Source organism: Borreliella californiensis, assembly GCF_014205885.1.
Taxonomy (GTDB): Bacteria; Spirochaetota; Spirochaetia; order Borreliales; family Borreliaceae; genus Borreliella; species Borreliella californiensis.
The window spans coordinates 93,044-115,702 of record NZ_JACHFB010000002.1 but is presented as its reverse complement, the minus strand read 5'-3'; the positions used below and the strand labels follow the sequence as shown (position 1 = coordinate 115,702).

At 27.5% G+C, this 22,659-nt stretch carries 18 protein-coding genes; 9 read left to right on the top strand and 9 right to left on the bottom strand.

Going from position 1 to position 22,659, the window contains the following annotated elements:
* Positions 1-37: 37 nt before the first annotated feature.
* Positions 38-616, bottom strand: a complete 579-nt coding sequence (locus HNP67_RS02695; RefSeq protein WP_184124724.1) for an SAM-dependent methyltransferase — start codon at positions 614-616, stop codon at positions 38-40.
* 50 nt (positions 617-666) lie between these two features.
* Here HNP67_RS02695 and HNP67_RS02690 point away from each other — a divergent pair, with 50 nt between their 5' ends.
* On the top strand, positions 667-1,710 hold the full coding sequence (locus HNP67_RS02690; RefSeq protein WP_184124722.1) for a polyprenyl synthetase family protein: 1,044 nt from the start codon (positions 667-669) through the stop codon (positions 1,708-1,710).
* Entirely contained in the window at positions 1,710-2,396 is a 687-nt protein-coding gene (locus HNP67_RS02685; RefSeq protein ID WP_184124720.1) for a tetratricopeptide repeat protein, read from the top strand. The genes HNP67_RS02690 and HNP67_RS02685 overlap by 1 nt, the downstream gene beginning before the upstream one ends.
* A 1-nt stretch (position 2,397) precedes the next feature.
* On the opposite strand, the gene HNP67_RS02680 is transcribed toward HNP67_RS02685, so the two are convergent.
* The 5 genes from HNP67_RS02680 to HNP67_RS02660 form a co-directional block, all read right to left on the bottom strand.
* Positions 2,398-3,204, bottom strand: coding sequence for an ABC transporter permease (locus HNP67_RS02680; RefSeq protein ID WP_184124718.1), 807 nt, complete (start codon positions 3,202-3,204; stop codon positions 2,398-2,400).
* A 3-nt stretch (positions 3,205-3,207) separates the two neighbouring features.
* Positions 3,208-4,140, bottom strand: coding sequence for an ABC transporter permease (locus HNP67_RS02675; RefSeq protein WP_184124716.1), 933 nt, complete (start codon positions 4,138-4,140; stop codon positions 3,208-3,210).
* Positions 4,137-5,597, bottom strand: a complete 1,461-nt coding sequence (locus HNP67_RS02670; protein ID WP_184124714.1) for an ATP-binding cassette domain-containing protein — start codon at positions 5,595-5,597, stop codon at positions 4,137-4,139. The genes HNP67_RS02675 and HNP67_RS02670 overlap by 4 nt, the downstream gene beginning before the upstream one ends.
* Positions 5,597-6,649, bottom strand: coding sequence for a BMP family ABC transporter substrate-binding protein (locus HNP67_RS02665; RefSeq protein WP_184124712.1), 1,053 nt, complete (start codon positions 6,647-6,649; stop codon positions 5,597-5,599). The genes HNP67_RS02670 and HNP67_RS02665 overlap by 1 nt, the downstream gene beginning before the upstream one ends.
* A 422-nt stretch (positions 6,650-7,071) precedes the next feature.
* Positions 7,072-8,130, bottom strand: a complete 1,059-nt coding sequence (locus tag HNP67_RS02660) for a FecR family protein (RefSeq protein WP_184124710.1) — start codon at positions 8,128-8,130, stop codon at positions 7,072-7,074.
* A 273-nt stretch (positions 8,131-8,403) separates the two neighbouring features.
* On the opposite strand from HNP67_RS02660, the gene HNP67_RS02655 reads away from it, so the two are divergent.
* A complete protein-coding gene (locus tag HNP67_RS02655; protein ID WP_184124708.1) occupies positions 8,404-9,540 on the top strand; it encodes a LysM peptidoglycan-binding domain-containing protein in 1,137 nt (378 codons plus the stop codon).
* 94 nt (positions 9,541-9,634) lie between these two features.
* The gene (locus HNP67_RS02650) at positions 9,635-9,994 is read left to right on the top strand and encodes a tetratricopeptide repeat protein (protein ID WP_184124706.1); all 360 of its coding nucleotides are present in this window, start codon (positions 9,635-9,637) and stop codon (positions 9,992-9,994) included.
* A 21-nt stretch (positions 9,995-10,015) separates the two neighbouring features.
* On the opposite strand, the gene HNP67_RS02645 is transcribed toward HNP67_RS02650, so the two are convergent.
* From HNP67_RS02645 to HNP67_RS02635, 3 genes are read right to left on the bottom strand one after another with little or no spacing between them, the layout of a single operon-like run.
* Complete coding sequence (locus HNP67_RS02645; RefSeq protein ID WP_184124704.1) at positions 10,016-11,125, bottom strand: VWA domain-containing protein; 1,110 nt, start codon at positions 11,123-11,125, stop codon at positions 10,016-10,018.
* Positions 11,126-11,175: 50 nt separating this feature from the next.
* A complete protein-coding gene (gene flcA / locus HNP67_RS02640; protein WP_184124702.1) occupies positions 11,176-13,980 on the bottom strand; it encodes a periplasmic flagellar collar protein FlcA in 2,805 nt (934 codons plus the stop codon).
* A 20-nt stretch (positions 13,981-14,000) separates the two neighbouring features.
* Positions 14,001-14,897: a 1-acyl-sn-glycerol-3-phosphate acyltransferase gene (locus HNP67_RS02635; RefSeq protein ID WP_184124700.1), complete on the bottom strand. Its 897-nt coding sequence runs from the start codon at positions 14,895-14,897 to the stop codon at positions 14,001-14,003.
* A 392-nt stretch (positions 14,898-15,289) separates the two neighbouring features.
* On the opposite strand from HNP67_RS02635, the gene HNP67_RS02630 reads away from it, so the two are divergent.
* From HNP67_RS02630 to HNP67_RS02610, 5 genes are all read left to right on the top strand, one after another.
* A complete protein-coding gene (locus HNP67_RS02630; RefSeq protein ID WP_184124698.1) occupies positions 15,290-16,861 on the top strand; it encodes a peptide ABC transporter substrate-binding protein in 1,572 nt (523 codons plus the stop codon).
* A gap of 114 nt (positions 16,862-16,975) precedes the next feature.
* A complete protein-coding gene (locus HNP67_RS02625) occupies positions 16,976-18,559 on the top strand; it encodes a peptide ABC transporter substrate-binding protein (RefSeq protein ID WP_184124696.1) in 1,584 nt (527 codons plus the stop codon).
* A 130-nt stretch (positions 18,560-18,689) separates the two neighbouring features.
* The gene (locus HNP67_RS02620) at positions 18,690-20,315 is read left to right on the top strand and encodes a peptide ABC transporter substrate-binding protein (protein WP_184124693.1); all 1,626 of its coding nucleotides are present in this window, start codon (positions 18,690-18,692) and stop codon (positions 20,313-20,315) included.
* A 360-nt stretch (positions 20,316-20,675) separates the two neighbouring features.
* Positions 20,676-21,596 carry an ABC transporter permease gene (locus HNP67_RS02615; RefSeq protein WP_184124691.1) on the top strand — a complete coding sequence of 307 codons (921 nt, stop codon included), beginning with the start codon at positions 20,676-20,678 and terminating at the stop codon, positions 21,594-21,596.
* A gap of 12 nt (positions 21,597-21,608) precedes the next feature.
* Positions 21,609-22,658 carry an ABC transporter permease subunit gene (locus HNP67_RS02610; RefSeq protein ID WP_184124689.1) on the top strand — a complete coding sequence of 350 codons (1,050 nt, stop codon included), beginning with the start codon at positions 21,609-21,611 and terminating at the stop codon, positions 22,656-22,658.
* The last annotated feature ends 1 nt before the right edge of the window (position 22,659 follow it).

Below are 22,659 nucleotides of genomic sequence, written 5' to 3'. Positions count from 1 at the left end.
TACCTTTAAATTTGTTTATAACAATTTGACTAACTTGCTACTTGCCAAAACTTTTACCTAAAAAATAAATTTCAAAAGAGTTTTTCCTTACAGCCTTGGGTCTAATTTTTTTTACAAATTTAAAATATTTTTCAAACTTTTTAAAAATTTGCATCTCGTCTCCTCCCTGAAAAACTTTAACAAGCAAATTTCCTTTTTTAAGTAAAACTCCAAGCGATAAATCTATTATTTTCATGTTTAAATTAAAAGAATTACTGGTGTCTACAATTCTATTTCCAGTAGTTCTGGGAGCTACATCGCTAATTACAAGACTATAGGGTCTAAAGGTATTAATTTTAAAAACTGTATCATCTGAAAAGATATCTCCTTTTATAAAATAAAAATTATCAACATATCTAAGACCAATGTCATTAATATCAACAGACACTAGAACTCCTCTTTTAAGGTTTTTATAAGCATATTGAGAAAAGCTGCCAGGTGATGCGCCAATATCTAAAACATTGCCTGAAGAAAATAAAGAAAATTTTTCATTAATTTCTATCAACTTGTATACAGACCTTGCCAAATATCCTTCTCTTTTAGCCTTTCTAGAATATTCATCATCCAAGCGATACACATCAATCCCTTTAATACACTTTATTATACTTTTTCATTATAATTCTTATTATGCAAAATAAACTATTTTTAAAAAATATTGAAAAAAATATTAATAAAATCTTTTCAACAACTAATTTTCTAAATTTATTCAAAGACAATGATTTAAAATTTACTCTTAAAATAAAAAAGAACACCCTTGATTATATTAAAGCACCAGCAATTGAAATTATTAATAGGGGCGGAAAACGAATAAGACCAATGATAATGATTCTTTTAGCATATGCATTGGGTTTAAAAGAAAAAAATACTAAATTGATATATAAATTAAGCTTACTACTTGAACTTCCTCATTCTGGAAGCTTGATTATTGATGACATCGAAGACAATTCACCAAAAAGACGAGGTGCATCAGCAATACATTTAATCTATGGAATAGATACCAGTATAAATACTGGTAATTTAATTTATTTTTTACCTGCAAAATTAATAGAAAGATCAAATTTAAAAGAAAATCAAAAATTACTAATTTATGAAAATTTCTTTACAACTCTTTCAAATCTCCACCTAGGACAAGGAATTGATATTAAATTTCACAATGAATCATACATCCCAAGCATTAAAGAATACATTTCTTTAGTAGAATTAAAAACAGCCTCACTTTTTGGAATGGCTAGCTTTCTAGCTGCAATACTTACAAATAATGAAGACAAAGCTAAAAAAATTTACAGTACATTTTTAAAGCTTGGTGTTTATTTCCAAATAATAGACGATATTAAAAACATTAAAAATAAAATTAATGGTAAAGAATTTGGAGATGATTTGTTTGAAGGAAAAAAAAGTTTGCCAATAATTTATTTTTTACAAGAAAAAAAATTTGAACCAAAAATTATTTCAAAATTTAATCAAATAAAAAATACTAAAACTACTAAAGCAAAAAAAGAAATATTTAAACTAACAGAAATGATAAACTCATCAAAATCAATAAGAAACTCAACTATTGTTGCCTTAAAATATTTAAACGAGTTTAAAAAAGAACTTAATTTATACCCGCTAAAAAATAGATATAAAAATCTACTAATAGATACTATTGAACAAATAAAAGAAGGAATATAATGAAAAAACCAATCATAATGGCACTTTTCTATGGCTTGATAACAAATGTTTACCCTGCTACAATAACATCAACATTAAAACTTGATGAACAAGAAAGCAAATATATAATAGAAAAACTTTATCAAAAATCAATGTTGCTAAAAAATTCAAAAAAATATAACAAAGCAATAGCAAGTCTAAAAAAAATAATTAACATGGATCATAATCAAGTCGATGCTCATCTTTTACTCTCAGAATTAGAATATTTAAATAAAAACTGGAAAAAAGCAATTATTAAATCTCAAGACTACTTAAAAATAATAGACTTTAAAGATAAAAAGAATTTTTTAGATATCTCTTGGGCATACTTTTTAATAGGAGAAGTTGAAAATTCAATGGACTACATAATTAAATTTTTCCAAAATGGTACAGAATTGTTCAGAGAAAATATATTTATAGTAATTGATGCCCTTTTTAAAAAAAGTATTTATCATTTTATAAACAATGAAAATGCAGCATTTAATACAATACTATTCTCAACATTTCAATTAGCACTAAATGACGACACATTATTTATAATTTTTTTAAATAATTTAGAAATAATAAAACAAATACCCTTCTATTATTTTAATAGACAAAAATTAGAAGAATTATATCTACAAATCAGCACTCTAAAAACAATTCAAAACACAATGTGCAGAACTTAAATTAAGATCTATCTTTTTTCTTAATCAACGAAACTAATATATTTATTATTATTGCTACATAAAATTGAAAAGAAAGAGAAAAATAAGAATTTATATACTCTTGAGTACGAAAAAATTGATATTCAAAAAAAACTATCAAAAAAGAAATTGGGAAAATTAATAAAGGATTTGAAAATGCAATATAAAGAATGGAAATAGCAAGCCAACCATTGTTTAATCCTAAATTATAAGAGTAAGCATTAAGACTTACCGCAATAAATGAGCCAGCAAGACTTGCTGTGAAAATTGATACAAAAATTGTAAAAGATTTGAAAAGATTGCTTATTTTCTCACCCAAAATGTCTTCATAATTCCCCGAAGAGATAAATTCAAACACTGCTCTAATTCTTGAATAACTTATAATATAAACAGTGATAAATAAAAAAATAACAAAAATAACAATAAAAACAAAAATCTCAAAATTTCCAGATAAATTTAAAGTAAAACCAGGAATAAAATTAAAATTACTCTTCATTAAATAATCAACAAAAAAATAACAAAAAATATTAATGCCTATTCCTGCTATAAAAATATCATAATTTTTCTTTACTACAAAAGATAAAAAAAATCCAAACAAAAAGCTAATAAAAAGAGTGAAAATGGTTGATATAAAAATTCCATATCCCAAATAGATAAAAAAAGATGTTAAAAATATTGAAAGATACGAAATGCCCTCAATAGATACATTTAAAAATCCTATTTTCTCTGTATAAAGAACTCCAAGTGCTAAATACGAAAATACAATAGCCTGCTCAAAAATACTAAACATCATCTACTTTTTCCTAGATTTAATCAAAAACAGAGATAAAAAAATTGCAATTGATTGACAAAGCCCAATAAATTCGTACTTAAAGTCATAATTTATATTAAGAAAATTATTAAATTCAATTAATATTGAAAACAATAGACTAAAAAATAATACATAAATATAATTAAATCCTGAAATTACAGCAACAATTAGACTGCTCCAACCAAGTCCTGAGGTTAGCCCTAAAACCAAATACGGTTTAAAAAACACTACAAACATAGAACCTGCAAGACCATTTAAAAAAGCACTACCAAATACTGCAAAAAATTTATATTTAAATTCATTTATATTGAAAAAAATATCTATCTTTTTTTTATTGCTTAATATTTCAAGCTGAAGCCCATAAATAGTTTTTTTGTGCATAAAAACATAAAAAAGCCAAACTGACACACCAAATAAAACCAAGTAAATCAGTGATAAATCTAAAACAAATAAACTATTAATCCTTTTTGTCTGATTAGACAAACTACCTGTTTTTAACATATTTAAAATAAATCCATCTACCAATCTTTGATTTCCATAAGATATTAAAAGACCTGTTAGAGCGCTATTTAATCCGAAAAAAAAAGTAATAAAAAAGGGAATAAGCCCCAAAAGTCCTACAAAAAAAGAACTTAAAAATATCCAAAATATAAAATTAAAATGACTAAATCCAAAAAAACTTGATAATATATAAACGAAAAATGCCCCAAAATAAACCTGACCTTCATTACCAAGATTTAATGAATTACTCTTGGCACAGGTGGCAATGCCCGTAGCCATGATTAAGAATAAAATAAAACGCCAAGATATCATCTTAACATAAGAAAATTGGAAAAAATCACCAAAAAAATAACTAATACTTAATATCGAAAAAGAAAAAATTAATGCCATAAAGCTATTTCTAAACAGAGTCATAAAAATAGCAATTCCTTTAATTTTTCTTTACTAATCTCTTCTCTAGATACGTTCAACAAAACTTCTCCCATTTTCATTGCTAAAATGTTATCAGAAAGCAAAAGTAATTCATCTAAATTTGAAGTAATCAAAAGAACTGGCTTTTCTTTTGAATAATTACGAATAGCAACAGACATTTCATTATAAGCTTTGTGATCTAAATTGCTCAAAGGAGAAAAACAAATTAAAAAACTTTTTGCAATATACATCTCTCTGTAAAGAGCAAATTTTTTCAAAGTTCCTCCAGAAAATGCCAAAGATTTGGAGTAAAGAATTTTATATATTTTCTCTTCGCTATAAAATTCCATTTTTTTTTTAAAAAAATCTTTAATCTGATTAATATAAGATTGCCTGATAAAAATTTTATTTTCAAAATTCATAAATTTAGCCAAAAAATTATCTAATATGCTGCTATTATCGGGGAATAAATTGCCAATACCTAAAGGTAAAAATCCCGCTTTACACTCAAAAATATTTATTCGCTCATATCTAATGCCATCAATTTTTATGCACCCAACAAAAATAAGCTCCCCTAAGAATAATTTTTCCCAAGTTTTAATTACAGCTTCCTCTCCAATTATTCCTAAAACACCCCTTTTATTTAAAGAAAAACTAACATCATATTTCCAAAAATCTTCAAAAAACAAATTGAATTTAATAGAATCTTTCTCAAATTTATTAAAATTAATATTTACAAAAAACATTTTATCACTAGAAGATTCAAGCCTGTTCAAAATTGATTCTTTATTTATTGTTCTAAAGCACTTTCCATCTTTTAAAACAATAAACTCGTCGCTAAATTTTATAGCATCTGTAATTTCACTATGGGTAATAAAAAGAGAGGCAATTCCTGATTTCTTAAGCAATACAAGCAATTTTATAAAAGCTTGTGCTTCTTTTTGAGAAAAATAAGCAGCACTCTCATCAAAAATAATTATTTTTGCATTCTCTTTAAGAGAGGCAATAATAAGCAAAAAATAAATCTCTTTAATATTTAAATCTTTAATTTTTTTATTTAAATCAAAAGAAATATTGTAAAATTGCATAAGCCATTTATAATATTTATAGGTTTTAGATTTATTCATCGGCATGAAAAATGCATAACCAAACCAATATATACTCAAATATTCCCATACTCTTAAATTCATTTTCAAATTAGGGACTTGAGAAACAAGATAAATACCGTTATTCTTAGCTTTATCCACATTCCAAGTTTTTTGCTTAATGCCATTTACCAATATTTCGCCATCATCAAATCCAATAAGCCCAGCAATAATCTTGGCTAGAGTACTCTTCCCTTCTCCATTTTTACCAACTACTGTAAAAATTTTAACTTCCCCAATTTTTAAATTAATACTATCCAAAATGGGCTTATCAATATCTGGGAAATACTTAACTATGTTTTTAAACTCTACCATTAATTTTGTTCCAAATTAATTTTTATACCCTTTGCGCTAACCTCTTCTATTTTTTTTAAAAGAGCTTCTTTTAACTTTTGACTGGTTCGCTCTAAATAAAAAACATTCAAAGTATTAAACAAAACTCCTTTATGCTTTATGCCAAAAATATCAGAATTTCCATAGTTAATCTCTGACTTAAGAGCCTTATCTAAAATATATGAAACATAATATTTTTGATTTGTAATTCCTGAACCAATAATATTGTCTTTATTGTCCAAATAATCTTCGCTATCAAAAAGAACCGCAGAGACATTATTCTCTCTAACAGAAGAAAGCACTCCTTCAACAGCAGGCCCTACAATAGGAAGTATTACCAAAGCTCCCGAATCCTTAATTAAAGAGTCTGATAGCAATTTAGCTAAATTGCTATCATGCCAATTGCCCAAAACTCGATAATAAACTTCAGATTTCATTCCAGTATCAAAAATGCCTTTTTCAAAATAACGATAAATATAATCACTCATAATAGGATAATTTTGACCTGCAATCAAAGCAGCATTTCCAAAGTCAGATTTAGTAAATTCCTTTAAAAAAAGGCCCACATAATACCCTAAAATATACGCCTCTTCTGCAACATTATAAGAAACTGAATAAACCTGCTTGTTGGTATTCTTGACTAAAGAATCAAAAATGAGAAACTTGGTATGGGGATAATTACTTGAAACGCTATCAACAATGTCTTGCATAGCATTATTTGCAGTTATTAAAAAATCATATTTTCTTGAAGTTAATAATTTTTCAAGCATTTCTATCCAATCGCTTTGATTAAATCCAGCTTCTAAAACTTTAATTTCAAGATTTTCATGCTTTTTTTTAAATTCAAACAAAGAATCATACATTTCTTTATAAGATGGAGATCCTGAAATAATCCCAGGAATAAATAAGGCAATATTCGTTTTATTAGAAATATCAACCTTTCGCTTCTTAAAAAAAATTAAATAAACAAATAAATATAAATGGAATATCGTAAATAAAATCCAAAACCCTTTAAAAAACACGTTTTTACTCATAAAAATAAAACATCCTTTTATTAATTATTTATTAAATTTGCCTTAATGTCACAAAAGTCAAAGAAAAAATTATCAATAACAAGCCATAAAAAATAAAGCCCCCAAAACTAATTAAAAAATTAATTATCCGAACAACTGAAGAACACATTCCTCCCCCTTATTATAAAATTTTGGCAAAAAATTTCTGAACCCAAATTTAATAAAAAATAAAATATTAAGCAAATGCTGAATGTGAATTTTAAATTCCTTTGAATAATATAATAAAATTTGAAAATTTTTCATTTTTTTAAAAATGCTTGATATTAATAGTTTTAAATAGCTGCTAAAAACAAATATGTTAATTTCTTCTTCTATTTTAATTTTCAAAGAATATATCATGCCATCTAACAAATAACTTTAACATAAAGCTAAATATATAAAAATTAAAACTCTCTAGGACGCAATAAATACAATTCATTAGCATTTAAATTATTAGTAATATCATCATTTGAGCGTCTTAAATACATCTTTAAAGAATGGATTGTTTTAAAAAACTTATTTTTTAAAACATTTTTATTAGCTTTGTAATCTTTTAAAAACTTTGAAATGGGTCCGTGAACAGTTATTGAATTATCAAAAAAAGTAGAAAAATATTTCAAAATATCATCTACAAAATAAAATCTATTAGCCAAATCAACAAAATTATTAAAAAGTACTCCAATTCTACCCTTTAAATAATTAACATTTTTAATCATATCAACCCTATTCCCAAATTTATAATTTTTATCTTCCAGGCTCCATTTTGAATATATAGAATTAAATTTAAAATCTTTCATTAAATAATTATACATAAAGTCAAATCTAAAACTATCTTCAATATATTTTAAAATAAAAAAATATAAAAACCTTTCTTTTAAAGACATAAAATTATCTTTAGCCATCCTTATAAAATTTTGATTAACACCCTTTAGAGTACCCTCATTAACTTTGTGTAAAAAAGAATTTCCATTAAAAAACAAAAAACTAGTATTGGGAAAAATTAAATATTCGGCTTTATTAATGTGCTTAATTCTACCCTTGTAAACATTAATAAAAAAATTATTTAAATAATCACTATTGACATAAAATTTTGAAGCATTTTCAACTTTAAACAAATTATTATCTACTACAACAGAAAATGAGGATCCTTTAACAATGCTATAAATTATAGCATCAACACTTCCTCTAAATAAATATACTTTTGCATCTTGCAAATCCTTAAGAGAAGAATAAAACACAAAGCTATTTGTATTGGAATAAAAAATTAAATCTGCAGAAATACCATTTATTTCATATAAATTTATTTTAAGCTTTGAATTTTCTCCAACCTCAATAAAATCATACTCAAAAATTTCGTCATCTAAATCCAACTTAACAGGAAATGTATTTCGAACAACATTAACTTTACCTTCTATTTCTTTTACAACTGCCACTTGAGAAAATAAAGCCGTACTTGAAAGCAATATTAAAAGGATAAAATGATATATTCTAAAAATATAGTTCTCCTGATCTTTGAAAAACTCATAAATTTAATTATACCTTGTTTTACATAAATTTATTACACTTTGAACAATAGTAAAAAAGAAGTATAATTTAATTTAAGAATTAAAAAATATTAAGTTTTTATTAACATAATATAATTGCTATACTAATAAATAGTTAAAGTAAAAACTTTAATATTTAGAGGTTCTTACTTTTAAAGATAATAAAAGCCAAGTCATTAGAAGGGTGTATTTATGAATATAAAGAATAAATTAATATCGCTGCTGAGCATTGTAGTAGCAATCTCTTTTATCGCATGCAAAACGCCTCCAGAATCAAGAGAGAGTAAAAATGCTAAAATTGCACAACCAGATAATAAAAATTTTAAATTAAGAGATATAAAAGACATTAAAAATGAACTAATAAGAGAGCGGGGACATCTTTTTTATTCTAAGGAGTTTAATGAAGCTGAAAGATTAGAAGAAGCAATGAAACAAAGTTTTTCTAAAAAAAAATCAATAGAGGGAAATGAAATTGCACTAAAAGTACTTGAAAGATACAAAACAATAATAAAAGAAACGAGAGAAAAAAAAGAAAAAACAAATTACCTTAAAGAAAATATTGAAAAGTATCTAAACGATGCAGAAGCAAATGAGGCATACATATGGATTCCGTTAGAAATCGACGAAGTAAATAACTTATATTTTGAAGCAACAAGAAAATATAAAAATTACGATCTTGACAATGCCCTTGACATGTATAGCAAGGCATTCAACAGAGCGCAACAAGCAGCAAAAAATGCTAAAGAGGCCAAAGCTTTAAAAGAAACTGATGAGAGGATGTATAAACAATTAAAAGCGCTTGAAGCGGCTTCCAACTTACCAATTTATAGCAATAATAAGCTTATAAAGCCATCTCCATGGAATGGTAGAGCATTTATTAAAGAAAGAAACAGTCATTTAAACCTCTTAAATACTAATAAAAACGCTTATCTACTTGGAGAAGCAGAAACTTCAATTCCAATAGTACTTGCATACGAAGAAAAGGTAGAAATAGCAAAAAACTCTAAACCTCAAGAACAATTCAAAACACTAGAACTTATAGAACGATCTAGAACATTATGGGAAAAAGGGGTTGAAGCTAAACATGCAAAAAACTTTAGACTTGCCAATGAATTATTCTTAGAATCTGCAAGATACCTTGAAGCTTATCAAAGCAATGCAAGCAGTGAGCTTTATGTAATAAAAATAGGCAATACCCTATGGGGCATTTCTAAAAAATTATATAACGACCCTTACTTATGGCCAAAAATTTGGTTTGCCAACAGACAAAAAATACAAAATCCCGATCTAATTCATTCTAACTGGAAGATAATAATTCCTGCCAAATAAGCAAAAACGATCAGAAAGCAAGGCCCTTGGCCTTGCTTTCTTGTTTTATATCTAATAAAATTAAAAAATAAAAATATTCTAAAAGAGACAAAAAATGAAAAAGCTAATATTCCTAAACTTAATATTTATTTCCTGCTATACAATTAACCTAGAAAAATTAACAAAAGAAACTCCTTATGGCGTTTATCTCAGAGAAGCTCAAAAAGCTATCAATGTTAATGATTATAACTCTGCTTTAAAAGCATACGAAAAAATGATTCAAAATTTTGCTCACAATCCAAATATAGTTGCTACTGGTAAATATGAAATTGCATTCATATACTATACAATAAACAAAACAGAACAAGCGAAAAAAATCTTTCAAGAGTTAATAGAAAATAATATAGAAATGCCCAAATGGATTAAACCTTTAGCTAAAAAAATATTAAATAAAATAGAAAATGATAAAAAATAATAATTTTAAAAACAAAAATTTTTACTGAAATATTATTCCATAAATTGTAATATCCTTTTCCTTTGCAGAACTGATAACATCTTTATAAACAACAGACCCTCTTGGATACTCATGAGGAGGTGCATCTCCTATAACAATAATAAATCTTCTTTCTGCTCGCCAATCAAACTGCGTTACAGCAGCATCAATCCCCTCAAACACAGCTTCTGGATAATCTCCACCACCACCAACATTAACATATTTAAGAATATTATTTAAATAAGGAATAGTATTAAAATCAAAAGCTTTGGTTAAAAAATCTTCAAGATAGTCTTTATAAAAAACAAGACCTATTCTGTAGGATTTAAACTTTTTAAGTTGAGGTTCTATTATTGAAAACAAATGCTCTTTTAAAATATCAATATTGCTTTTCATACTGTCAGTAACATCGACAACAAGCACTAAATCTAAATCATAAACTGAATCTTCTGAGTTTTTTAAAATTTTGTTTATTTTATCAACAATATCAATACCATTATTAGCAATAACAACCTCATCTGAAAATTTTGTAAAAGTATCCTTTAACTCATTAAATTCCATTTTTCCATGTTTTTGGTTATCCTTGAAAAGCAATTCATAAGCATTGTCTTGATACCTACCCAAATAATCATTATATTTTTTCTCAAAAGATCTAATAGAAAACCAAAAGGGCTCTTTTTTGTTTTTTAATATTTCTAAGTCAATCTCACCACTTCTTGTTGAAAAATTTGGAAATCCATATTTTAATTTTTTTGGAATCAATATATGAAAAGCTTCTCCAAACTTTTTATTAGGAACAGGAGTAGAAGATGTCAATGATAAAAGTTCTTTATTCTTAATAACTCTTCCATTTAAAATCCTAATTTCATCTCCATTAACCTTATTATAACTTAATGTACGAAATGAATAAGTAGCCACATCTTTTTTTTTATCGGGAATTTCAAAAGACTCTGTCAATATTACTGATTTGATTGCAGGTTTTTTTCTAATAAAAAGATGAAATCCCTCTTCATGAGCCTCAACATAAACATCATCAATGCCTATTTTTAAAGAACCATCTTCAAATCCAAACAAATAAAAGCTAATAAAAAGAAATAAAAAAATTCTCTTCATAAGGAAACCGTCCTCATAAATAACTTAAAACCAATGAATAATATCTATAATTAAAGTTTTTCAGATAAATTTTCATAAAATAAAACATTTGACTTAGAAAAACTATTCTTAAAAATATTCCTGAGATTTAAACTAGCAAGATCTTTTTTAACACTTTTTACCATATCTTCATCTCTATTTAATATATCAAAAATCTTAGCTGATTCGCTTAAATTGCTAACTCCAGAATTAAAAAGTTTAGCATCTCTTATAGACGAAAAAGACGCCATTACTTCCACAACCCCAAGATTATTATAAGTTTCAATTTCTTTTAATAAAAGAGTTTTATGATAATCATTTTCCTTGGGATTAAAATTTAAAACATTGGCCTTCTCTAGTTCTAAATTTTGCATAACTCTTAAATAATAACTCCTAGAAGCTAAAAAATCACCTATCTTATAAAGGGTTAAGGCAATAGAATTTAAAACTTCGTTACTACTTGAAAACCCAGCCATGCTCTCTACTTTAAATAAATATTTCAATGCATCATCATAATTATTTTCCCTGTAACTAAGTAGTCCAACTTTATAGTAAACATCTGGATAATCAACACCCTCGTTTATTGCCAATTTATAAGAAGATATCGCAGACTTAAAGTCATTTAAAGACCTAAGAATATCACCTTGCTTTTCATAAATTGAAGAAACCTCTTTAGATCCTTTTATAAGATTGTGTTTTTTATAAAAAGAATAATCGCTCAAGGCCAAACCAATAATATTACTAGCCCTAAGAGAATCTCGAGATTTTTCATAAATGTCTGCTAAAATTTTATAAGCCAATATCTTATCCTCAGCATCTTCAATTGAGTTTATTTGCCTAAAGCTATTTAATGCTTTAAGCAAATAAACTTCGGCCTTCTTAAAATCCCCTATGTAATACGAATATCTTCCACTTTCAAAAAGCGCCTTGTCGTAATTGGGATTTTTATTTAATATTTTTCTGAGAATGTATTCAATCTCTGAATTCATATTAACATTATTGTCAAGCTTAAAAACAGTTCTGCCATCATTTCTTTTAAAACCAGAAAATTCCTTATTCAATAAATTTGTCTGCCCATTAAGATAATTTAAATTTATAGCAAGATTATTTGCTCTCCGATTATAAGTCACAAAAGAAATATACTTGTCTACAAGCTTTTTAACATATTTTGTATAAACAACCTCATCAATATCTAGAATTTCATTTGACTTAATAAAATTATTAACATTGTCAGATTCGGTATCTAAATTAGCTTCAATATAAGCATTGAAAAGTTTAAATAAAATTTCCTTTTTTTGTCCATATTTAGAAAGTACAACTGTATAGCTATTAATACTATCTTTATAGTAATTAGAATTTATCTTAGCCCATTTAAAATAATTATCTCCCTTTAATACTAAAGCATCATAATCGTAAAGATCATAAGATATGACCTCATCAAGTATTGAATTAGCCTCAGAGTGTTCTCCAAGATTAATTTTCATAGAAGCATACGCAATATATCCTTCCTTATTAAACTTTTTTCGCCTTCTGCTTGTAAAATTTTTAGAAAAAGGCTCAATCGTAAATAATTCCTCATACTTCTCTTCAGCACTATCAAAATCTCTAACGTCTTCAAACGCTTTAGCATAATTGACAAACCATTTATCATTAGGCCTAATATAATAAGCATCTCTAAAGATAGCTTTTGCAAGCTCTCTTTTATTTGCATATATAGATTCTATGCCCTCTTTATACTTGCTCTCAGAAGCAACATAAAAAAATACTACATCTACTATAAGGTACAAAAAAAATAAAACTAAAACAACAAAAAGAGAAGCTATTTTTATCAAAGGCAACAAAGCCCTTGAGACTCTATAGCTTAATTTTTGCTGAAGCTTGCTAAATTCTTCCGCCTTAAAATAAATTACGGGCAATTTAATAGATCGCCCAACAATATCCCCTACAAATTTAGCAATAAACTTCAACCTTTTTGTATTTTTTTCAACAAGATCAATTAGCGCTTCAAGTTTAAACCTTGAAACATTCTCCTTGGTTAAAGCCTCAGCAATTGCAATTCTTAAATTTCTGGGATAAGAATTTAAATGTTTTAAAAATAATGGATAATTAACTTTAAATTCAAAACGTTTAAAATTTGCATTTTGATCATACTCTAAAAATTTAAAATCATCTGCAACATTTTCAAAATCATCCTCATCGACACTTAAATTCAAACTATCCTCAGCAAACATCTCTGATTGTTCGTCTGTTTGGTTTTCACCATTTGCTGCATCACCAATATTGAATTCATTAGACTCATTAGATTGTAAAAAATTACTATCCTCCGAAACAGAAGAATCATTACCAGCTTTAAAAAAATTATTATTGCTTTGATTTTTAACCAATTCCTCAGAACTTAGTTCTGAGGAATTGGTTAAATCATCAAAATCAAACTTAGAAGCCATTTCTAAATCAATAGAATTATCATCAAAAGCTTTCTCAATATCATTCTCAAAAAAATCGCCAGAAGAAACATCAAAATCGTTATTCAAAGTTGAAAGCTCTGAATCTACATCAACCTTCAAGTCAGAACCACTTAAAGGTAAATTGTCATTAAAAATGTCAGAATAAGACAATTTATCCTCACTCTCAAGAGCATCAAGCATAAAATTTAAATCAAGCTCATCATTATTTTCCTCTAAAGCAAGATCCTCGCTTATCCAAGGAACAATTCTCTCTCCAGGCTCAGGAAGCTTAACATCCATACTCACACCAAAAGATTCTTTAGATAATCTTTCATTAGAAAGATTATCTAATATTTCTCTTTTAAACTGTATTATCTTATCTAAATCAGGCATATTGCAATCAAGTTCCTAGCTCATAAAAGGCTCTTTTTATAAAATTCAAACCCTTCTGCATGAAGAATATTAAAGCGATTTTCTAAATCTTTGGCAATTTTTAAACCCAAAACTTCCTTTTTAATCTCTGTCTGAGAATCTTTTAAAGTGTTTAAAATTTTATCCCTATACTCAACAATGCTTATAACCTTATCAGCATTATATATAAGAGAGTCTCTCTTAAAAACATCGTGAGACATATCTCCATCCTTAGAAACTTCTAAAACATTACCATTGACTCCAATCATCAAATAATAATCAAAAATTTTAAAATAATTGCCAATTTCTAAAATTATTTTTTTTGTTTCAGGCCTCCCTTTTCTATACCTAGTAGCAGTAGGAAAAATAAGTATGATGTACCCACTATTTTTCTTTTCATAAATATACTTCATAGAATTAGCATTAAAAACACGCCTTTGCCTCGCATGTTCTAAACCAACCCCAACAAATGCGTGCGGTGGATACACTAATATTGCATTGTATCCCAAAGAAAGAGTTTTAACAAATAAATTATCTCTGAAAAGCTTAACTCCAGCTATTGGGATAATATGATCTGCAATATCATGATAACCCATTTTGTAAAGCAAAAACTGAAAACAAGGAAAATCAAAATTACTATAATGCTCCATTAATATAATTGAAGACTTGCCAGATTTAGTCTTTTGGTAAAGTTCTAAAATATTTTGCATGCCAACAATGGTAGATCCACTCTCAAGAAGTCTCTCTATCATTCTATCTACTAATCTTCTACTATTAAAATCTGCATTTCGATAAGATTTATCCAAATAATTAACATTTTCAACAGACTTAAATTGACTTACAAAGTCACTTTCCATGTCTTTAAAATATTTATCAAAACTTTCATTTTGTACAAACATAAAACCAGCACCCTTTAAAGAATTCTATGTTGCCACTTAACCATTAGTTACATTATTTTATTTACTGCAAACAAAAAACTTATAAGACTAACAATAAATAACTAATATTAAACAAGCATACATTTTTGAAAACATTTCACACCATTATACCTTATTTGTTACACAAATTAAAGTAAAATTTTAGCTTGAAACAATAAACAAATAACACTAAAACTATTAAGGTTATTAGACTTTTTTTATTGTAAAAATTAAAGTAAAATTTTAACATAAGACAAATCAAAGTACTGGAGGCATATATATTTAAAATTAAAGCAAAATAAATATTCTTTATTAAAAAGATTAATAAAGAATGAGAACAGAAAATACATAAAATATTGAAAAAGGAAAATCCCATGAAATATACAAAAATAGCCTTAATGCTAATAATTTTCTCTTTAATAGCATGTATTAATAATACTAAAAAAGAAAAAATAGTTTTCAGAGTATCAAACTTAAGCGAGCCATCATCACTTGATCCTCAGCTCTCAACAGACCTTTACGGTAGCAATATTATTACAAACTTATTCTTAGGCCTAGCAGTAAAAGATTCTCAAACTGGAAAATATAAACCAGGACTTGCAAAAAGTTGGAATATTTCTGATGATGGAATTGTTTACACATTTAACCTAAGAGAAGATGTGGTTTGGAGCGATGGAATTGCCATTACTGCTGAGGAGATAAAAAAATCCTATCTAAGAATTTTAAATAAAAAAACAGCTGCAATGTATGCTAATTTACTAAAATCTACAATAAAAAACGCACAAGAATATTTTGATGAGACAGTACCTGAATCTGAGCTTGGCATAAAAGCTATTGACAGCAAAACCCTAGAGATAACATTGACATCTCCAAAGCCTTATTTTCCTGATATGCTAACAAACACAGCATACATACCAGTTCCAATGCATATTGTTGAAAAATATGGAGAAAATTGGACAAATCCTGAAAATATGGTTGTTAGTGGTGCATACAAACTTAAAGAAAGATCAATTAACGATAAAATCGTAATAGAAAAAAATGATAAATATTATAATGCAAACAATGTAGAAATTGATGAAGTAATATTTTACCCAACAGAAGGTAGTGTAGCTTACAATATGTACATAAACGGTGAAATCGATTTTCTACAAGGAGCAGAAAAAAATAATTTAGAAGAAATTAAAATAAGAGATGATTATTACTCCGGATTAAAAAACGGAATGGCATATATAGCATTCAATACAACAAAAAAACCATTGGACAATTTAAAAGTTAGACAAGCTATCTCCCTTGCTATTGACAGAGAAACTTTAACTAAAGTAGTTTTAAAAGGAAGCTCAGATCCAACAAGAAACCTAACTCCAAAATTTGATGATTATTCTTATGGAAAAAATTTAATACTATTTGATCCTGAGAATGCAAAAAAACTTTTAGCTGAAGCTGGATATCCGGATGGGAAAGGATTTCCCACATTAAAATATAAAATCTCAGGAGGAATGCCAACAACAGCAGAATTCTTACAAGAACAATTTAAAAAAATACTAAACATTAACTTAGAAATCGAAAATGAAGAATGGACAACATTTTTAGGAAGCAGAAGAACTGGAAATTACCAAATGTCAAGCGTGGGATGGATAGGAGACTATTTTGATCCTTTAACATTCTTAGACAGCTTATTTACAACAGAAAATCATTTTTTCGGAGCATACAAATATTCAAATAAAGAGTATGATGCTTTAATAAAAAAATCCAATTTTGAACTTGATCCAATAAAAAGACAAGACATTTTAAGACAAGCAGAAGAGATAATAGTAGAAAAAGATTTTCCTATGACACCCTTATATATACCCAAATCCCATTACCTTTTTAGAAATGATAAATGGACGGGGTGGGTACCAAATATTGCAGAAAGCTATTTATATGAAGATATTAAAACTAAAAAATAATAAAATCAAATAAAATAAGTAATTTTAAAATTAAGATTTAAAATTAATATCTATGAAAGGGTAATTATAAAATTAAATTTTAAAGCAAACTTTAAAATGGAGGTATAAAAATTTATGAAATTACAAAAGTCATTATTTTTAATAATATTTTTTCTAGCTTTTCTTTGTTGTAACAAGGAAAAAAAAGAAGGAGTATCATTTAAAATAAGCTTGGGATCAGAGCCAAGCAGTCTTGACCCTCAACTAGCAGACGATAATGTCGGATCAAAAATGATAGACACAATGTTTAAAGGACTTGTTACAGGAGATCCTGATACAGGAGGAAACAAACCTGGACTTGCAAAAAGCTGGGATATCTCTCCTGACGGAACAGTTTATACGTTTAACCTAAGAGAAAAAATCACTTGGAGTGACGGAGTTCCAATCACTGCAGAAGGAATTAGAAAATCTTATCTTAGAATTTTAAATAAAGAAACTGGCTCAAATTATGCTGAAATGGTTAAATCAGCAATTAAAAATGGTCAAAAATATTTTGATGGTGAGGTGCCTGACTCTGAACTTGGGATTAAGGCAATTAACGAAAAAACATTAGAAATAACACTAGATTCGCCAAAACCTTATTTTATTGATATGTTAGTACACCAATCATTTATTCCAATACCAATTCATATTACTGAAAAATACGGACAAGAATGGATAAGCCCTAAGAACATAGTTACAAGCGGTCCTTTTAAATTAAAAGAAAGAATTCCTAACGAAAAATATGTCTTTGAAAAAAACGATAAGTACTACAACTCAAATAAAGTAGAAGTAGAAGAAATTACATTTTATACAACAAATGACAGCTCAACAGCATATAAAATGTATGAAAATGAAGAACTAGATGCAATCTTTGGTTCCTTGCCACCTGATTTAATCAAAGATCTAAAATTAAGAAGCGATTATTACTCATCAGCTGTTAATGCCTTATACTTTTACGCATTCAATACACATATTAAACCACTTGACAACGTTAAAATTAGAAAAGCCTTAACTCTTGCTATTGACAGAGAAACGCTTACATATAAAGTTCTTGACAATGGAAGTACCCCTACAAGAAGAGCAACTCCTAACTTTAGTTCATATACTTACACAAAAAATTTAGAATTATTTAATCCTGAAATTTCAAAAACCCTTCTAGCTGAAGCTGGATATCCTAATGGTGATGGATTTCCAATTTTAAAATTGAAATATAATACAAGCGAAACTCATAAAAAAATTTGTGAATTTATTCAAGACCAATGGAAAAAAATTCTAAATATTAATGTGGAACTTGAAAACGAAGAATGGACAACATACTTAAACACTAAGGCAAGTGGAAATTATGAAATAGCAAGAGCAGGATGGATAGGCGATTATGCCGATCCTTTGACATTTTTAAGTATATTCACACAAGGATACACACAATTCTCATCTCACAATTACTCAAATCCAGAATACAACGAACTTATTAAAAAATCCGATCTTGAACTTGATCCAATAAAAAGACAAGACATCCTAAGACAAGCAGAAGAGATAATCATTGAAAAAGATTTTCCAATAGCCCCAATATACATATATGGAAATAGTTACCTTTTCAGAAATGACAAATGGACAGGCTGGAATACTAATATTTCAGAAAGATTTGATTTCTCTCAACTAAAATTAAAAAATAAATAATTAATATCTAATTTAATCAAATAAAAATCGTCTATTAATTTATTTCTTATAGACGATTTTTATTGACTTTTTTCTAAAAACAAGATAGCTTAAAACTTATAAATAATTTTCATTTGGGAAAAAGGTTAAAATGAACTTTAATAAAACTAAAAAAATCGGTAAAAAAATTAAAATAGTAACACTACTTATACTTTTAGTGTCTTTAATTGCATGCAATAATAATTCAGAAAAAGAAAAATTGGCATTTAAAGTGTATATAGGAGGAGCACCTTCATCGCTTGACCCGCATTTGGTAGATGAGACAATCGGAGCAAGAATACTAGAACAAATATTCACAGGGCTTTTAACATTAAATACCAAAACGGGAAAGCTAAAGCCAGGACTTGCTAAAAATTGGGAAGCCTCAAAAGATAAAAAAACATACCAATTTTATCTAAGAGATAACCTTGTTTGGAGCGATGGTGTTGAAATTACTGCTGAAGGGATAAGAAAATCTTTTTTAAGAATTTTAAATAAAACAACAGGATCTACGCATGTTGACATGCTTAAATCAATAATAAAAAATGGACAAGAGTATTTTGATGGAAAAGTATCTGATTCTGAACTTGGAATTAAGGCAATTGATAGCAAAACATTGGAAATAACACTTACATCTCCAAAGCCCTATTTTCTTGAATTACTTCTACATCACACATTCATGCCAGTACCTATTCACGTTATTGAAAAATATAAGGGAAATTGGACAAACCCTGAAAACATGGTTACTAGTGGTCCTTTTAAATTAAAAAAAAGATTACCTAATGAAAAAATTATATTTGAAAAAAACGAACGCTATTATAATGCAAAAGAAGTAGAGCTTGATGAGCTTGTCTACATTACATCTGACAATGATCTGACTGTATACAATATGTACAAAAACAACGAAATCGATGCTATTTTTAACAGCATCCCACCGGACATTGTAAATGAAATAAAACTACAAAATGACTATTATCAACACAAAAGTAATGCAATTTATTTATACTCATTTAATACAAAAATAAAACCCCTTGATGATGTTAGAGTTAGAGAAGCTTTAACGCTAGCTATTGACAGAGAAACTTTAACTTACAAGGTACTAAATGATGGTACAGTTCCTACAAGAGAAATAACCCCTGATCTTGAAAATTACAATTACGGTAAAAAATTAGCTTTATTTGATCCTGAAAAATCCAAAAGGCTTTTAGCAAAAGCTGGATATCCTAATGGAAAAGGATTTCCAATGCTAACACTAAAATATAATACAAACGAAACTCATAAAAAAATTGCCGCATTTATTCAAAACCAATGGAAAAAAATTCTAAATATAACTCTTATGCTTACTAACGAAAATTGGCCTGTTCTTACCAATAGCAGAAATACAGGCAATTTTGAAATAATAAGAATTGGCCGCATTGGGGAATATTTAGATCCACACACATACTTTACTATATTCACAAGCGAAAATTCACAACTTGCATCCTACGGATATTCAAACCTAGAATTTGACAAACTCATCAGAGAATCAGATTTTGAAAAAGATCCTATAAAAAGAAAACAATTACTCAGAAAAGCAGAATCAATAATAATTGAAAAAGATTTTCCTGCCGCACCAATATACATATATTCTGGACACTATCTTTTTAGAAACGATAAATGGACTGGATGGAGTCCTAATGTATCAGAGGTTTATTATCTTTCTGAACTAAAACCAATTAAAAATGCAAAACATAATTAATTTTTAAAAGGGCTTAATATATATAAAAACAATATTTAAGCCCAATATAAAAGCAAAGCCCAAATCCTAAGATAATAGCTTTGTTTAAAATAAAATACATAAATAATGTGCAAGATTCTATGATAATTTTACTTAGAATCTTGCACAAAAAAATTCTTCTCAAAACAAGATAATAAAATTTTAAATAAAAAATTAAAAATAAAAAAATACATTTTATTGAAAATTAAATTATTAATTTTAATACAAAAAGTCTCTTATTTTATCAAAAATTATCAACTACAGCTTGAAAAACAATAAAGACTATATGATATAATTGACTAATACATAATGTTGCCAATATCTATTCACAAAGGAGCAAAAATGTTAAAGTTTACTTTAAAAAAAATAATAGGAATGATACCAACTTTACTAGTAATAATTTTTCTATGCTTTTTTGTAATGAGAATGGCTCCTGGAAGTCCATTTGATTCTGAAAAACCCATTGATCCTCAAGTAAAAGCAAGACTGATGGAAAAATATCATCTTGACAAACCTTTTTATATTCAAGCTTTTCATTATATTTCAAATGCTCTCAAAGGAGATCTGGGACCTTCTTTAAAAAAGAAAGACCTTACAGTTAATCAATACATAAAATTAGGATTTCCAAAATCACTTACACTAGGAGTAATATCCCTTATTATATCACTATCAATAGGAATACCAATAGGCATATTAGCTGCTATTTATAAAAATACTTATGTGGATTACATAATAACATCAATAGCAATATTAGGGATTTCCATACCATTATTTGTAATAGGACCAATTTTACAATACTTTTTTGCAATTAAATGGGGTTTGCTTTACACCTCTGGATGGATTACAGAAAGAGGAGGATTTTCAAATTTAATTCTACCCATAATAACTCTTAGTATGCCCAATGTGGCTATTTTCGCAAGAATAATCAGAGGATCAATGCTAGAAATAATACAGAGTGACTTTATAAGAACTGCACGTGCAAAAGGGCTAAGCTTCAAAAAGATAGTTATAAAGCACATGTTAAGAGGAGCAATGCTGCCCGTAGTAAGCTATATAGGGCCAGCATTTGCTGCTATAATATCTGGAAGCGTAGTTATTGAAAAAATATTTAGAATTGCTGGAATGGGAATGTTTATAACAGAATCCGCACTAAACAGAGATTACCCAGTATTGATGGGAGGATTATTAGTATATTCAGTAATACTACTTATTTCTATATTAATATCAGACATTATATATAAAATGTTAGATCCAAGAGTATAAGGGGGAATCAAAATGAATAGCCTTGAAAAACAAAATGAGCAAAACAACTCTAAACTCGAAAGAAGAGCCTGGTCAAGATTTAAAGAAAATAAACTGGCATTTGGCAGTCTTTTTGTAATTGGATTTTATATCTTAATTGCCATTCTACAACCAATATTACCAATATATAAATACCATACTCAAATAGTAGAGCATTCCGATTTGCCACCATCTTTCCAGGCTGCTGGAGAACTCTGGTACAATAAAGAAAAAAAATTTATTGAAAAATTAGCAAAAAAAGAAAAAAGAGAAATAAATGAAGAAGAACTAAAAAAACTCGAAGACATAAAAAGAAAAATAGAAAATGAAGTTCAAATAATAGATAAAAAGAAAGTAAAAATACATAAAAGAGTATATTTGCTTGGTACAGACAATCTTGGAAGAGATTTGCTTGCAAGATTAATACAAGGCAGTCAAATTTCTCTTTCTGTAGGATTTATTGGGGCTTTTTTGTCTATGATAATAGGAACTATTCTAGGATCAATAGCAGGATTTTTTGGGGGATTGCCTGACAAAATAATAACTAAAACAATCGAAATTCTTTATGTATTACCCTATTTACTTATTGTAATAATACTAATGGCAATAATGGAAAGAAGTATAATAGGATTATTCATAGCACTTGCATTTGTATCGTGGTTAACGGTAGCTCGAGTTGTACGAGGCCAAGTACAATCACTATCAAGCTCAGAATTTATACAAGCAGCCAAAACCCTTGGCGCAACAAATCAAAGAATAATCTTAAAACACTTAATTCCCAATAGCATTGGAATGATAGTTATATTCACAACAATAAGGGTTCCAAGCTTTATTATGGCTGAAGCATTTTTATCCTTTTTGGGACTTGGAATTTCAGCCCCAATGACAAGCTGGGGAGAATTAGTTCAAAATGGAATCGCTACATTTATTGAATATCCATGGAAAGTTTTTATTCCAGCGATAGTTATGACAATATTTTTATTATTTATGAACTTTTTAGGTGATGGGCTAAGGGATGCTTTTGATCCAAAAGACAGTATCTAGG